This is a genomic window from Providencia sp. PROV174 (assembly GCF_028480685.1).
Taxonomy (GTDB): domain Bacteria; phylum Pseudomonadota; class Gammaproteobacteria; order Enterobacterales; family Enterobacteriaceae; genus Providencia; species Providencia rettgeri.
The window spans coordinates 71,227-86,021 of the sequence record NZ_JAMPOT010000019.1; the positions used below are offsets into that span (position 1 = coordinate 71,227).

11 protein-coding genes are annotated in these 14,795 nt (G+C 42.8%); 6 read left to right on the forward strand and 5 right to left on the reverse strand.

The window, feature by feature from the left end:
* Nucleotides 1-2,082, forward strand: a complete 2,082-nt coding sequence (recG, locus tag PSE60_RS16225; RefSeq protein ID WP_272666041.1) for an ATP-dependent DNA helicase RecG — start codon at nucleotides 1-3, stop codon at nucleotides 2,080-2,082.
* 97 nt (nucleotides 2,083-2,179) lie between these two features.
* Here recG and gltS read toward each other — a convergent pair whose 3' ends face one another.
* The gene (gene gltS, locus PSE60_RS16230; RefSeq protein WP_210837946.1) at nucleotides 2,180-3,394 is read right to left on the reverse strand and encodes a sodium/glutamate symporter; all 1,215 of its coding nucleotides are present in this window, start codon (nucleotides 3,392-3,394) and stop codon (nucleotides 2,180-2,182) included.
* Between the two features lie 235 nt (nucleotides 3,395-3,629).
* On the opposite strand from gltS, the gene PSE60_RS16235 reads away from it, so the two are divergent.
* Both PSE60_RS16235 and PSE60_RS16240 read left to right on the forward strand, forming a co-directional pair.
* Nucleotides 3,630-5,018: a uracil-xanthine permease family protein gene (locus PSE60_RS16235; RefSeq protein WP_004266089.1), complete on the forward strand. Its 1,389-nt coding sequence runs from the start codon at nucleotides 3,630-3,632 to the stop codon at nucleotides 5,016-5,018.
* A gap of 126 nt (nucleotides 5,019-5,144) precedes the next feature.
* On the forward strand, nucleotides 5,145-6,899 hold the full coding sequence (locus PSE60_RS16240; protein WP_272666042.1) for an AsmA family protein: 1,755 nt from the start codon (nucleotides 5,145-5,147) through the stop codon (nucleotides 6,897-6,899).
* 79 nt (nucleotides 6,900-6,978) lie between these two features.
* Here PSE60_RS16240 and fabY read toward each other — a convergent pair whose 3' ends face one another.
* The 4 genes from fabY to PSE60_RS16260 form a co-directional block, all read right to left on the reverse strand.
* Nucleotides 6,979-7,893, reverse strand: a complete 915-nt coding sequence (fabY, locus tag PSE60_RS16245; protein ID WP_210837942.1) for a fatty acid biosynthesis protein FabY — start codon at nucleotides 7,891-7,893, stop codon at nucleotides 6,979-6,981.
* A 23-nt stretch (nucleotides 7,894-7,916) separates the two neighbouring features.
* On the reverse strand, nucleotides 7,917-8,354 hold the full coding sequence (gene dtd / locus PSE60_RS16250) for a D-aminoacyl-tRNA deacylase (protein WP_210845111.1): 438 nt from the start codon (nucleotides 8,352-8,354) through the stop codon (nucleotides 7,917-7,919).
* Nucleotides 8,355-8,415: 61 nt separating this feature from the next.
* Nucleotides 8,416-9,030, reverse strand: a complete 615-nt coding sequence (gene yihX / locus PSE60_RS16255; RefSeq protein ID WP_210837940.1) for a glucose-1-phosphatase — start codon at nucleotides 9,028-9,030, stop codon at nucleotides 8,416-8,418.
* A gap of 177 nt (nucleotides 9,031-9,207) precedes the next feature.
* Entirely contained in the window at nucleotides 9,208-10,122 is a 915-nt protein-coding gene (locus tag PSE60_RS16260) for a LysR family transcriptional regulator (protein ID WP_272666043.1), read from the reverse strand.
* Between the two features lie 265 nt (nucleotides 10,123-10,387).
* Here PSE60_RS16260 and PSE60_RS16265 point away from each other — a divergent pair, with 265 nt between their 5' ends.
* From PSE60_RS16265 to abgT, 3 genes are all read left to right on the forward strand, one after another.
* Nucleotides 10,388-11,710, forward strand: a complete 1,323-nt coding sequence (locus tag PSE60_RS16265) for a M20 family metallo-hydrolase (protein WP_210837937.1) — start codon at nucleotides 10,388-10,390, stop codon at nucleotides 11,708-11,710.
* Nucleotides 11,703-13,151 (forward strand): M20 family metallopeptidase, encoded by a 1,449-nt coding sequence (locus PSE60_RS16270; protein WP_272666044.1) that lies wholly within the window; start codon nucleotides 11,703-11,705, stop codon nucleotides 13,149-13,151. Before PSE60_RS16265 ends, PSE60_RS16270 begins: the two co-directional genes overlap by 8 nt.
* A gap of 78 nt (nucleotides 13,152-13,229) precedes the next feature.
* Complete coding sequence (abgT, locus tag PSE60_RS16275; RefSeq protein ID WP_272666045.1) at nucleotides 13,230-14,756, forward strand: p-aminobenzoyl-glutamate transporter; 1,527 nt, start codon at nucleotides 13,230-13,232, stop codon at nucleotides 14,754-14,756.
* Nucleotides 14,757-14,795 lie beyond the last annotated feature (39 nt).

Genomic DNA, 14,795 nt, shown 5'->3' on the forward strand with positions numbered 1-14,795 from the left:
ATGAATAATGGGTTACTTGATACCATTTCACTGACTTCATTGCACGGAATTGGAGCAAGCCAGTCAGAAAAAATGCGTAAAATCGGTTTGAACACCGTTCAAGACCTTCTTCTCCATTTTCCTTTGCGCTATGAAGACCACACCCGTCTATATCAAATAAAAGATCTCCTACCCGGCACGACTGCAACGATTACAGGTGAAATACTGCAAACTAAAGTCGTATTTGGCCGCAAAAGAATGATGACCTGCTTAATTTCCGATGGCACAGGCAACCTCACTTTACGTTTTTTTAATTTTTCAGCGGCAATGAAAAATAACTTAGCGGAAGGAAAACAGGTCACTGCCTATGGGGAGGTTCGCAGAGGAAATACAGGGCCAGAAATCATTCACCCTGAATATAAAGTTTCGCAAGATACTAGCAATATCAGCTTACAAGAGAACTTAACACCCGTTTATCCAACCACTGAAGGTGTTCGCCAAGTGACTTTACGCAAAGTCATGGAGCAAGCGCTAGGATTACTCGAGAGCGGGAACATAAAGGAGTTATTACCGGAAGAACTTAGCCGGGGCATAATAAGCTTACCAGATGCCATTCGCTTATTACACAACCCTCCCCCGAATGTTGCTTTGAGTGAACTTGAAAAAGGACACCACCCAGCTCAAAAACGGCTAATCCTCGAAGAGCTACTCGCTCACCATCTCAGCATGTTAGCCATCCGTGCAGGCAACGAACGCCTATATGCTGAACCTTTAGTGACAAGTGGTCAGTTAAAATCTCAGTTACTCGCACAATTACCGTTTTCACCAACAAATGCACAAAACCGTGTTGTTGGCGAAATTGAAGCAGACCTCGCTAAAGATGCCCCTATGATGCGCTTGATTCAAGGGGATGTGGGGTCAGGAAAAACTCTCGTTGCAGCCTTAGCAGCCGTTTGTGCTATCGAGAATGGCAAACAAGTGGCTTTGATGGCCCCTACCGAAATTCTTGCAGAGCAACATGCCAATACGTTCAAACAATGGTTAGAACCTTTAGGTATTAAAGTCGGTTGGCTCGCAGGTAAACAAAAGGGTAAGGCACGTCAGGCACAGCAAGATGCTATCGCAAATGGAGACGTTGCGATGATAGTGGGAACACACGCTATTTTCCAAGAGCAAGTGAGCTTTAAAGCTCTGGGGCTCGTTATCATTGATGAGCAACATCGCTTTGGCGTTCATCAGCGGCTCGCTCTGCGTGAAAAAGGTGAAAAACAAGGGTATCACCCTCATCAATTGATTATGACCGCTACACCAATCCCACGTACATTGGCGATGACAGCTTATGCAGACTTAGATACCTCAGTCATCGATGAACTTCCTCCAGGTCGAACACCTGTCACCACTGTCGCCATTCCGGACACTCGCCGTAACGATATTATTGAACGCGTTCGCCAAGCCTGTATTGAAGAAGGCCGCCAAGCCTATTGGGTCTGTACACTCATTGAAGACTCTGAATTATTAGAAGCACAAGCAGCTCAAGTGACCAGCGAAGAACTCGCACTGGCATTACCTGAATTAAAAGTTGGCCTAGTCCATGGGCGAATGAAACCTGCTGAAAAGCAAAGTATTATGGCTGCATTCAAGAATAATGAAATTCAGCTACTGGTTGCAACGACAGTCATTGAAGTCGGCGTTGATGTGCCTAATGCAAGTTTAATGATTATAGATAACCCTGAGCGCCTTGGTTTAGCTCAGTTGCACCAACTAAGAGGGCGAGTCGGCCGTGGAGCTATCGCATCTCACTGTGTATTGCTGTACAAAACCCCGCTAACCCATACTGCAAAACAAAGACTACAAGTGTTGCGAGACAGCAATGACGGCTTTGTTATCGCCCAAAAAGATCTCGAAATTCGTGGACCTGGGGAATTATTGGGTACGAGGCAAACAGGAAATGCAGAATTTAAAGTTGCTGATTTATTACGTGACCAATATATGTTGCCAGAAGTGCAACGCCTTGCACGTCATATTCAACAAAATTATCCTGAGAATGCACAACAACTTATTGAGCGCTGGTTACCTGAGCGAGAACAATACAGCCACGCTTAAATCTTATATCTTCTTTTTATTTATTCCTTAAAACGAAAATTGCCGTGAATATTTTCACGGCAATACCTGCTTTACTTGATTTATTATTGAATAAAAACTACCCAGCAATCGTTGGGAATACTGGCAACATTAAATACAATTTAATGACTATCGCATTAACAATATCAATGAAGAATGCCCCAACCATTGGTACCACGAGGAACGCAAGGTGAGATGGACCCAACCTATCCGTTACTGCTTGCATATTCGCAATCGCTGTTGGTGTAGCTCCAAGACCAAAGCCACAATGACCTGCGGCTAAAATAGCAGCATCATAGTTTTTGCCCATCACACGGAAAGTGACAAAAATAGCGTATCCCGCCATCACACAGGCTTGTACTGCAAGAATAACAATCATTGGGATTGCTAATGACGCCAATTCCCATAACTTCAAGCTCATCAAAGCCATCGCTAAGAATAACGATAGGCTGACGTTCCCCATCACAGAAACGGCACGGTCAAACACGCGATAGAAGCCAAGAATCGAAAGACTGTTACTTAAAATCACCCCAACAAATAATACACACACAAATTTAGGTAACGCGAACACCGTGTCAGCGAGCAGACCTGCAATAAAGCTGCCCACTAATAGGCAAATAGCGATCAGTGCAATAGTTTCAATTAAAACCATTGAAGTGATCATGCGCCCAGATTGCGGCTTTTCAAATGCAGTTGGAACGTCTTTATCATCTTCAGCCGTTCCAGGCGTTGGAATATTTCGCGTTAAGAAACGTGCAACAGGTCCACCGATTAAACCACCAAGAACTAGCCCAAATGTAGCACAAGCCATTGCAACTTCTGTTGCACTTTGGAAACCATAATTTTCAGTGAAAATTTTCCCCCATGCCGCGCCAGTCCCATGACCACCGGATAAGGTAATTGAGCCAGCTAACAGCCCCATAAGCGGGTCTAATCCCAATAATTCAGCAAGAGCAATCCCTACTGTATTTTGGACAAGTAATAAACCGACAACCACAAAAATGAAGATAAACAATGCCTTACCACCAGCCTTTAAGCTGGCAAGGTTGGCATTAAGACCAATTGTGGCAAAAAATGCCAGCATCATAGGTTCTTGCAGTGATAAGTCAAAAGAAAGGCTCCAGTCAAATAGTTGTTTAAGCAATAAAAGACTAAAAGCAACTAACAACCCACCCGCAACGGGTTCAGGGATGGTATATTTTTCAAGAAAAGGGACTGATTTGACCAGTTTACGCCCAAGCAATAATACTAAGGTAGCTGCTACCAGTGTACCGTAGACATCGAGATGATACATTCACGTACCTCGTCTGTTGTTAAAATTATCAAAAACTAGTAAGACGTTAATTTCTTCCTTAAAACGCCAAAAGCAGGTTATAGGATTAGAAAAAAAAACTGTTATAAATACAAGTTAAAAGATATAAAAATGTGACAGCCTTATTTAACATTGATCAATATTTTTTGCGCGCAAACGATTGCTTTTTAAAATCCTCGCATTACAATGCGTTTTTTGTTGGCGAGAAATGAAGGCAATGAATACTGCGACGTCTGAAAAACAAACTACTGAAGCGACCACACAAACGCAAAGCGAACTCATCTACAAATTAGAAGACCGCCCACCGCTGCCGCAAGCCTTATTTGCTGCCGGGCAACACCTTCTTGCGATGTTTGTCGCAGTTATTACCCCTGCAATGCTGATTTGCCAAGCTTTAGGGCTACCAGCCCACGACACTCAGCGCATCATCAGTATGTCTTTATTTGCCTCCGGTATTGCTTCTTTAATTCAAATTCGCGCGTGGGGCCCTATTGGCTCAGGCCTGCTTTCGATTCAAGGAACCAGTTTTAACTTTGTTGCACCTTTAATTATGGGAGGCGTTGCACTCAAGCAAGGTGGCGCTGATATCCCATCCATGATGGCAGCTTTGTTTGGTACTTTACTCGTCGCCGCATTAACCGAAGTGATTCTTTCACGTTTTTTACATCTAGCCCGTCGTGTCATTACACCACTGGTTTCTGGTGTGGTCGTGATGATTATTGGATTGTCCTTAATTCAAGTGGGATTAACGTCCATTGGTGGTGGCTATGGTGCTATTAGTGACAATACTTTTGGTTCCCCTGATTACTTGATTTTAGCGGGGATTGTATTAGCCGTTATTATCCTCTTGAATCGCCAGAAAAACCCTTACTTGCGCGTTGCTTCTCTCGTCATCGCGATGGCGGTTGGCTACCTTGCCGCTTGGTGGATGGATATGTTGCCAAATGCGCAACCCGTGGAAGCCAATCAGCCAATTATTACTGTCCCTGAGCCTTTTTATTATGGCTTATCATTCGACTGGAACCTGTTGATCCCATTAATTCTTATTTTTATGGTGACTTCTTTAGAAACGATAGGTGATATTACCGCCACTTCTGACGTATCAGAACAACCTGTTCGTGGCCCTTTATACATGAAACGAATTAAAGGTGGCGTACTCGCCAATGGTTTGAATTCAATGGTTTCTGCGGTATTTAATACTTTCCCTAACTCTTGCTTTGGGCAGAACAACGGTGTTATCCAATTAACTGGGGTGGCAAGCCGCTATGTCGGCTACATTGTCGCTTTAATGTTGGTGTTATTAGGGTTGTTCCCTGCCGTTGCGGGCTTCGTTCAACAAATTCCCGAACCTGTGCTGGGCGGAGCAACCATTGTGATGTTTGGTACCATCGCCGCTTCAGGTGTAAGGATAGTATCTCGCGAGCCACTCAATCGCCGTGCAATTATGATTATCGCCCTTTCTCTCGCAGTGGGTATGGGCGTTTCACAACAACCTTTGATTTTACAATTCGCACCTGACTGGCTAAAAACATTATTTTCTTCGGGGATTGCTGCGGGTGGTTTAACTGCAATTGTTCTGAATTTAGTCTTCCCTCTCGAAAAATAATCTTTCATTCTAGCCGCCAGTGTTGAACATTCTGGCGGTTTTTCTGTATGCTATCCTTAAATTGTCGCTATATTAGACGGTTTCTTTCTGTGTCTATTCGTCCACAAACCAAAGGAGCAGTAAACTGTGAAATGGTTAATCAAATTTACTACCTATGCACTTTTGTTACTGCTGCTATTGTTTATTTTTACTTATATCGGGCTACAAACCCGTTGGGGTGCATCCTACTCCAGTCAATTTTTAAGTAAATTTATCGACTACGATATTGATGTAGGAATTATGGGGCATGAGTTTTCTAATCCCGGTGAATTCATTTTCCAAGATGTTAAATTAACGTCTAAAAACAGCGATCTCTCTTTAGATTCACAACAAATCGTAATTGATGTTAATTGGCAAAACCTATTTAGCGGTACGGCTATCAAACGTTTAGTTATCACTCAAGGAACATTATCGACAACCGTCTTACCAAATACGGTGCTGTTCCCTATTTCTGCAAATATTTTGCAATTTGAAAATAGCCAAATTACGCTTAAAAAAGACAACGATACTGTGCAAGTCACTGGCTTCACGGGAGGAATTACCCCTTGGAAACCCGCCGAAAAATCCCCTTTTGGTTACGGTGATTTTCGATTTACCTCTAACCAATTAAAATTCAATGGCCTTTCCTTCAAGAATGTTGCCATTACCGGTAAATTGCAGCAGCAAGGAACAGAAGTAAGCCAAGCAAGTGCCTACTTAAATAATGGCTATATTGCGGGTGCTGGGAAGGTACTTAGCGATGGCTCTATCATGGTTGACTCCCTCACCATGAATAAAGTCGGCTGGGAAAATAATGTTGATTTCGATTCACTGTTTGATGCAATAACGAGTGAAAAATCACTGCAGATCAAACAGGTAGAATTAACTAACGTTGATATTCAAGGAAAGGATTGGGCACTTTCTGGCCTAAGTACCGAAATTGACCAACTCAGCTTCGTGAGAGGAAGCTGGACTAGTCCCAAAAGCAATATTAGCTTTAATGTCGACCAATTCGTCGTGAAAGACCAGCAACTGAGCACCTTGATTGGTGAGCTGAATATTAACGGCGACAACCTTAATATCAATAAGTTATCAGGTTACTATAATAAAGGTGTCTTTAACCTCAGTGGGTCTTGGCAACGTAATGATCAAATACTGACCATTGACGAAGGTAAACTAGCCGGTATCTTATACACCTTGCCTGAAAATTGGTTATCCTTCTTCGCAAAACCAGCCCCAGCGTGGTTATCTGGTTTAAACATCAAAAAATTCTCTCTTTCTCAATCACTTTTGATGAATATCCAGCCACAGTTTCCATTCGAGTTGACCGCACTAAGCGGCAATATTGAAAATGTCGATTTGATTAAACAAAAACAGTGGGGGGTTTGGAGTGGCAAAGCGACATTCACTGCAGATAGCGGCACAATCAACCAAATTCTCGTACGACGGCCATTTATTGAAGTGCGCCAAAGTGGTAAATCCTCAGCGGCGGCGAGCTTAACGGTCAGTACTGATAAAGGCATCAGTAAAATTGGCTTGCTGGTAAAACAAGAGCCGAAAAAAGTCCCCTTCTTACTGAGAGCATCAGGTTCTAATATTGACCTCGTCAATTTAAATCAATGGGGTTGGGCAGGCTTCCCCGCTCAAGTCATCGGTGACTTTGATGCAACGTTACAAGGTGATTTACTCGCCCCATCAGTGGAAAAAAGTTTGAATGGGGAATTGATGGCCATACCATTGCAAGGTAAGCGCCTATTCCGTACTGTTGTGAACGGGGTTGTCACCTCTTCAGTCGAGTCCGAAACCGATTTACAGCCTACTGAGCCTTCTTTGGCAGAACCGCTCCCCGCACTTAGCAATTAATAAAAACGGTCAATTCATAGAAACACAAAAGGCAGGTCAATCGAACCTGCCTTTCTTTTTTAATATTCAATGGGTAACTTTACTTGGCTGTTTCTACAGGTAACACCATATAAACACCGCTGAATACAGCACCTACTTTACCATCAGGGTTACTAACCTCAACGTTCAGTTTTACTCGCGCCTTGCTACCTCGCGCTAAGCGATCAAGGTCACCGCTCATATTGGCTAAGTCCGCGGTTGCTGTCGGCCTACCGCTTACTGGCTTACCATAACGAATACTGGCATCGACTAACACAATATCACCACCAAGCTGGTGTTCTTGCATTAATAACCAAATCAGCCCCCATCCTGTTAGGGTAGCTAATGAAAATTGGCTGCCCGCAAATATCGTTTCATGAGGGTTTTGGTTGCCCGCTTCTGGCATGGTGGTAATAAAACGAGTTCCTGTGTATTGGTCGATTCGAACACCCATTTTCTCACTCAATGGAATATACTTATACCAGGCTTGTTGTAACTCACCACACCAGTCTGGACGATGCAGAATTTGGTCCAATGTCTCAATGGGTTTGATCATCAAGTAATGGCGCACTGGCGTTTTTAGCTGCCCTGCTACTTGCCCGCGAGTTTCAAACCCCATTTTATTGAAAAATGGAACTGCTTCTTCACGAACGCTTGATACAATGCGTTTTACCCCTTCTTGCCGCGCAACAGACTCCAGCGCCATGATAATCAATTTACCGAGCCCTTTCCCCTGCATTGCCGGGTTAACGGCTAAGAAACGAATAGCGCCTTCGTTGTCAGCATTAATATACAAACGACCAATGGCAAGAATACGGTTTTTATCATCCACAACCATTTGATGGTGTGCAGTTAAATCATAACCATCTTTTTCTGAACCTAGGGGTTGATTAAACGGTTTTCGCAACATTTCCCAGCGAAAATGGTAATAAGTTGCAAATTCAATATCGTCTTTCGGTGTACGTAAATGGTACATCGCTTCCCCCTTTAAAAATGGGCTCACACTTGTAGCCAGAAGGTGACAGGGCCATCATTGGTTAAATTCACTTGCATGTCAGCGGCAAATTCACCCGTTTGTGTTTCAACCCCTTGTTGGCGACTTTGTTCAACAAAGTATTGATACAAGGTATCTGCTCTTTCAGGCTCTGCTCCCCCTGAAAAACTAGGCCGCATACCTTTTTTGGTATCAGCTGCTAAAGTAAATTGAGAGACCACCAGCAAGCTACCACCCGCTTGTTGAACATTGAGGTTCATTTTCCCTTGTTCATCACTAAAAATACGGTAGCCTAATACTTTTTCACACAAACGTTTAGCTTTCTGCTCATCATCATCTTTTTCAACACCAAGCAAAACCAGCAGCCCAGTATTTATTTGCCCTACTATTTTCTGATCAACAACCACACTCGCATGAGTGACTCTCTGGATTAATGCAATCATGATGACTCTTTACAAAAAGATGGAGCAACGTTAACCGTTGCCCCACTATAAAATCAGGATATTATTCAACTTCTGCACTAAAATCGTAAGTGCGGAAATATTCAGGGATGGTATCTTTATTCACAACATGAATACTACGAATACCAAGGGCTTCTGCGGCTTTTACATTTTCTTCGACATCATCAAAGAAAATAGCATCTGCGGCATCAAACTCTTCGGATTGCAGTACATATTTGTAAATTTCAGGATCAGGCTTACGCATGCCTAAGTCTTGGGATAGATATAAGAAGTCGGAGGAAGCTGCAATTTCTGGGTAGTGTGCTGGCCAATAGTCGAGATGTAGACGATTAGTATTCGATAAAACGACCACTCGGTGCCCTTGTTCACGTAGGCGTTCCATAATATCAATGACTTCCGGTCGTAACGAAATAAAAATAGCGTGCCAGCCTTCAGCAAAGTCTTCAAAGCTCAGTGTAATGTCCATTTCTTCACAAAGCAGCTCAGCAAACTCGATGTCTGAAATTTTTCCACACTCATGTAATTGAAAGATATTACCAAAAGTAAAACGTGATTTGATTTCTTCACTTGGTGTACCACTGAGTTCAGACCATTTATCAAATACACGATTAAAGTCGATATCAATAATCACATTACCCATATCGAAGATATACAGCATAAATTTTCCTCATTGTTATTCACTAAATTTACTTTAATCATTATTCGGGCAACTGAACAGCCCTAATTAGTGATAATTCACGTTATTTTGTCAATTAATCGATTGAGCAAATGACAAAGGAAACAGCCATAATCAACAATTCCATGATAAAAGGTAATCATATTATGATTTATCATGCTAAATAGCATTCTCATTATTACGACAATAAATACGAAATAACCGAGCCAAATGTTCTCCTGCAGGTGTTAATGTCGCATCTCTGCGTTGTACTAATGCAAACGTGGCATAAGGCAGCTTTTCTTTTAAATCCAATGCGATATATCGTTGATCGAATAAGGGCTCATCAATCGTATCCACAGAAACTATGGTAAGAAAATCACTTTGGGCAACTAAACTTAAACAACCAATTAGCGTCTCACAAGTTACGCTAAACACCATGGGCCGTTCCATCATCGAAAAAACATCAGCAAGTTGCTTATAGTAGGTTCCTCTCGGCGTTGGCATTGTCCAATCGCAATCAGCGAGTTCACTCAATGACTTGGCATGGCACAAAGGATGGCCTTTGCGCATAATGACCTTGTACTCTTTTTGCATTAATTGTTCAAAACTGAACTCTGCATCTAAGCTGCCTGGGTAATAAGTGTTGATCGTGAAGTCGAGTTCCCCCTGCCGCAACTGTGTCAACATGGTTAATAATTGACCTTCCATAATGCGTAATTTGATATTTGGGTAGTCACGATGAAACTGCGTTACGACTTTTGGCATCAATGAACGAGCTATGCTCCCCGCCACCCCAATACTTACTGTTCCGCCAATCAAACCAATGCGTTGTAAAATTTCTTCTTGCCCTGCACGGAGTTCTTCAAGAATTAAACTGGCTCGACGTAAAAAGCCTTCGCCACACTCTGTTAAATAAATCCCCTGATTGCTTCGAATAAATAATTTTGCCCCCAAAATACTTTCTAATTCGCGAATCGATTTAGTTAATGCAGGTTGTGATAACTGTAAAAAGCGGCTTGCAGCACGAATACTACCATGCCGGCTAACCTCAACAAATGCTCTGAGCTGATTCAATTTTATTGGTGGAGCCATGCCCATACCCCGATAACTTTTAGTTATATAGCTAAAGATAATCGTATCTTTTTTATCCTAATTTGATTGTGTAGAGTCAGATAACAAAGAAACAAATAATTAACATTTGGAACATTAAAAGAATTTTTAAATATAAAAATAAAATTAACGTTCAAATAAGGTTGTTTTGAAATATTAAACAAAATTTTATTTCAATAAACATAACTTTCTCATCATTCAAAATAACAGAATTTATTTTTCTTGCGATAACTAAAAGAGATAAAAAATGGATACTGATTTAGATAACACTATCAATGAGATGGCCAAACAGTTGCAGGCATGGCGACGTGATTTTCACCAATATGCGGAATCTGGCTGGTTTGAATTCCGTACCGCAACCTTGGTAGCAGAAGAACTCAGCCAGCTCGGTTATCAATTACAACTCGGGCAAGAAGTGATCAAGGCTGACGCTCGAATGGGTCTTCCTGCACAATCAAAATTAGCAGAACAGGAAGAGAGAGCAATTAAACAAGGAGCTCTTACTCAGTGGCTTCCTCATTTCTCTGGCGGGTTTACAGGTATCGTCGCTACGCTAGATACCGGTCGCCCGGGCCCAACGCTGGCATTCCGTGTCGATATGGACGCCCTTGATTTAAATGAAGAACATACGTGCCAACACCGCCCGCATAATGAAGGTTTTGCATCTTGTAACCAACACATGATGCACGCCTGTGGCCATGATGGTCATACCGCTATTGGGTTAGGTCTCGCACATGTTCTCAAACAATATGAATCACGTCTTTCTGGTCGTATCAAAGTGATTTTCCAACCTGCCGAAGAAGGCACCCGTGGAGCCAAATCTATGATGGAGGCAGGGGTTGTTGATGATGTTGATTTCTTTGTGGCTATTCATATTGGAACGGGGGTCCCTAAAGGTGAAGTTGTTTGTGGTAGTAAAAACTTTTTAGCCACCACTAAATTTGATGTGGTTTACCAAGGAGTTGCTGCACATTCGGGGGCAAAACCAGAAGATGGGAAGAATGCCTTACTTGCCGCGACACATGCTACTTTAGGTTTGTATGGAATACCTCGCCATAGCGAAGGTAGTTCTAGAGTCAATGTCGGGGTTTTAAAAGCCGGTATTGGTCGTAATGTTATCCCTGATCATGCGCTATTAAAGGTTGAGACCCGAGGCGAAACGAATGAGATCAATGAGTTTGTCTACAAGAAAGCGTTAGATATCGTTAAAGGTGCAGCTCAAATGCAAGACGTGTCTGTAGATATCCAATTAATGGGAGCTGCACAAAGTAGCCATCCCAGCCCGCAATGGGTTGATTTTATTTGTCACTTAGCAAAAGAGTACCTGCCTGAATTCACCTCAGTCGTCAAAGACCGTGCACAAGCCGCTGGTTCTGAGGATGCGACCTACTTTATGGAGCGAGTTAAAACGCTTGGCGGCCAAGCAACTTACATGATTTTTGGTACTGAACTCAGTGCCGGACACCATAATGAACGCTTTGATTTTAATGAAGATGTCATGACAACTGCGGTCAAAACACTGTCCACAATTGCCTTTCATTTACCTGAATTCGGAGAGCAAAATGGATAATCAGTTTACCGCCTTTATTAGTGATTATATTGAAAAGCACCGTCAACAATTCACCAAACTCAGTGATGATATTTGGGATCACCCAGAAACGCGATTTGAAGAAACCTATTCCGCCAACCTACTCGCTGATTCCTTAGAGCAAGAAGGTTTTCACGTCGAAAGAGGTGTTGGCAATATTGAAACTGCTTTTATTGCCAGCTACGGTTCCGGCTCTCCAGTGATTGCGTTACTTGGTGAATTTGATGCCCTTGCCGGGTTAAGCCAGCATTCGGCTTGTTGTGAGCCTAACCCACTTATTGAAAATGGAAATGGCCACGGATGTGGACATAACTTATTAGGTACGGCAGCGTTATCGGCAGCCTTTACGGTTAAAGCATGGTTAGAAAACAATAAATTATCAGGAACTGTACGTTTCTATGGCTGCCCTGGGGAAGAAGGGGGTTCTGGTAAGACATTTATGGTTAGGGAAGGTTTATTCGATGATATTGATGCAGCGATTACATGGCACCCTGAATCTTTCAGTGGTGTATTCAATGTACAATCCCTCGCTAATATTCAAACCGCATTTCGCTTTAAAGGGATTGCATCGCACGCAGCTAATTCACCTCACTTAGGGCGTAGTGCTTTAGATGCGGTTACATTAATGAATGTCGGTGTACAGTTTTTACGAGAGCATATTATTCAAGAGGCTCGAGTTCACTACGCGGTAACCAACACTGGTGGCGCTTCGCCCAATGTCGTCCAAGCAGATGCTGAAGCACTTTACCTTGTACGAGCACCACAACTCGACCAAGCGCAAGACATTTACCAACGCGTCATTAAGATAGCGGAAGGCGCAGCGCTCATGACAGGAACGCAACTAGAAGTCCGTCTCGATAAAGCCTGCTCAAATTATGTTCCAAATCGCACATTAGAACATGCCATGTTCAACCATATTACGACATTTGGTATTCCTGAATATTCCAAGGAAGAGCGCCAATTTGCTCAGCAAATCCATAACACACTAACCAAAGACGATATCCGCAATGCAAAACTGAATGCAGCACGTAGCGGCGGTGAAGAAGGAGAACGCTGGAGCGAGAGACAAGGCAATAAATCCCTCACCGATGAAGTTCTACCCTACGTTGAGTCGAAAGAATTGATGTATGGATCTACAGACGTAGGTGATGTCAGCTGGGTTGCCCCTACTGTTCAATGTTTTAGCCCATGCTTTGCCTTTGGAACCGCACTGCATACTTGGCAATTAGTCGCACAGGGGCGTACTTCAATTGCGCACAAAGGGATGTTACTTGCAGGCAAAATCATGGCCTCTAGTGCCCTTGAGTTGTTCTTGAAGCCCGATTTATTAGCACAAGCAAAAGCTGAGTTTACGCAGCAAAGACAAATTACCCCTTATCAGTGTCCTATTCCCAAAGATATTAAGCCTTCAAAATTAAAATAAGTAGTTACTTAATACTGGCGGGGGTTACCCGCCCATAAGTCATAACAATAACAATGAAGATAGACACAAGGATATCCTATGAGCGACTCAACAACTGTGCACAAAAGCCCCGGGGCAATTTTTCGCTGGATAGAACGCGTGGGAAACAAAATCCCAAATCCATTTATTTTATTTGTTTATTTAATCGCCGTTCTGATGATTGCGACGGCAGTATTATCTTGGTTTGATTTATCCGTTAAAAACCCCGCCAATGATGAGATGGTCAGCGTCAAAAACTTATTAAGCGTGGAAGGATTGCAATGGATTTTACCTAATATCGTTAGAAATTTTAGTAGCTTTGCCCCACTTGGTGCCATTCTTGCGTTAGTTATCGGTGCAGGTTTAGCCGAAAAAGTCGGTTTACTCCAAGCCTTAATGTACAAAATGGCCTCAGGAATAAATAAGCGTTACGCCAGCTATATGGTGCTGTTTATCGCATTTTTCAGCCATATTTCTTCAGATGCTGCACTGGTTGTTATGCCACCATTAGGTGCTCTGATTTTTATTGCTGTAGGCCGCCATCCTGTTGCTGGCCTACTCGCGGCAATCGCAGGGGTCGCATCTGGTTTCACCGCCAATTTATTGATTGTTACTACTGATGTGCTGTTATCGGGGATCAGTACAGAAGCCGCCGCAATGATTGACCCAAATCTACATGTCAGCGTTATCGATAACTGGTACTTTATGGCAACATCCGTGATCGTGTTGACCATTGCAGGTGCGCTACTGACAGACAAATTTATAGAACCCCGCTTACCCGTATGGGAAGGCACGTCACATGACCGACTCGAAGAATTGACACCAATTCAAAACCGTGGGTTATTGATGAGTGGCTTGTCTGCATTAATCTTTATCGGTTTAGTTGCGCTCATGGTTGCCCCAGAAGGTGCACCACTGCGTGATCCGGTGACGGATACCGTAATCCCTTCGCCGTTTATCAAGGGTATCGTTCCTGTCATTATTATTTTCTTTTTCGTCGTTTCCATTACCTATGGTGTATCAACCAAACAAATCAAAAAGCCAAATGATATCCCAGACTTATTAGTTGACCCAATGAAGAGCATGGCAGGCTTCATTGTGATGGTTTTCCCATTGTCTCAGTTTGTGGCGTTCTTTAACTGGAGTAACATGGGAAAATTTATGGCAATTGGCTTAACCGATTTGCTTGAAAACCTTGGAATGACAGGAGTTCCTGCCTTTATCGGTTTAATGTTCTTATCGGCATTTTTGTGTATGTTTATCGCCAGTGGCTCGGCAATTTGGTCGATTCTTGCCCCCATATTTGTACCGATGTTTGTGTTACTGGGTTTTCACCCTGCCTTTGCACAAATCGTCTTTCGTATCGCAGACTCGGCCGTATTACCCTTAGCGCCTATGTCTCCTTTCCTACCTCTATTCTTAGGCTTTTTACAGCGCTATTACAAAAATGCTCAACTAGGAACTTATTACACCCTAATATTACCATATCCCATTGTATTTTTTATTGTTTGGATGCTATTGCTTGTTGGTTGGTACTTTGCTGGGCTGCCGATTGGTCCAGGGGTTTACCCACAACTTAACCCATAAAAAAAGGCGCCTTATAGGCGCCTTTTCACTGTCTAATTT

Bases quoted from the DNA above. Each gene is read 5' to 3' on its own strand.
- recG (WP_272666041.1), top strand. From the start codon at position 1: ATGAATAATGGGTTACTTGATACCATTTCACTGACTTCATTGCACGGA.
- gltS (WP_210837946.1), bottom strand. From the start codon at position 3,394: ATGTATCATCTCGATGTCTACGGTACACTGGTAGCAGCTACCTTAGTA.
- PSE60_RS16235 (WP_004266089.1), top strand. From the start codon at position 3,630: ATGAATACTGCGACGTCTGAAAAACAAACTACTGAAGCGACCACACAA.
- fabY (WP_210837942.1), bottom strand. From the start codon at position 7,893: ATGTACCATTTACGTACACCGAAAGACGATATTGAATTTGCAACTTAT.
- dtd (WP_210845111.1), bottom strand. From the start codon at position 8,354: ATGATTGCATTAATCCAGAGAGTCACTCATGCGAGTGTGGTTGTTGAT.
- yihX (WP_210837940.1), bottom strand. From the start codon at position 9,030: ATGCTGTATATCTTCGATATGGGTAATGTGATTATTGATATCGACTTT.
- PSE60_RS16260 (WP_272666043.1), bottom strand. From the start codon at position 10,122: ATGGCTCCACCAATAAAATTGAATCAGCTCAGAGCATTTGTTGAGGTT.
- PSE60_RS16265 (WP_210837937.1), top strand. From the start codon at position 10,388: ATGGATACTGATTTAGATAACACTATCAATGAGATGGCCAAACAGTTG.
- PSE60_RS16270 (WP_272666044.1), top strand. From the start codon at position 11,703: ATGGATAATCAGTTTACCGCCTTTATTAGTGATTATATTGAAAAGCAC.
- abgT (WP_272666045.1), top strand. From the start codon at position 13,230: ATGAGCGACTCAACAACTGTGCACAAAAGCCCCGGGGCAATTTTTCGC.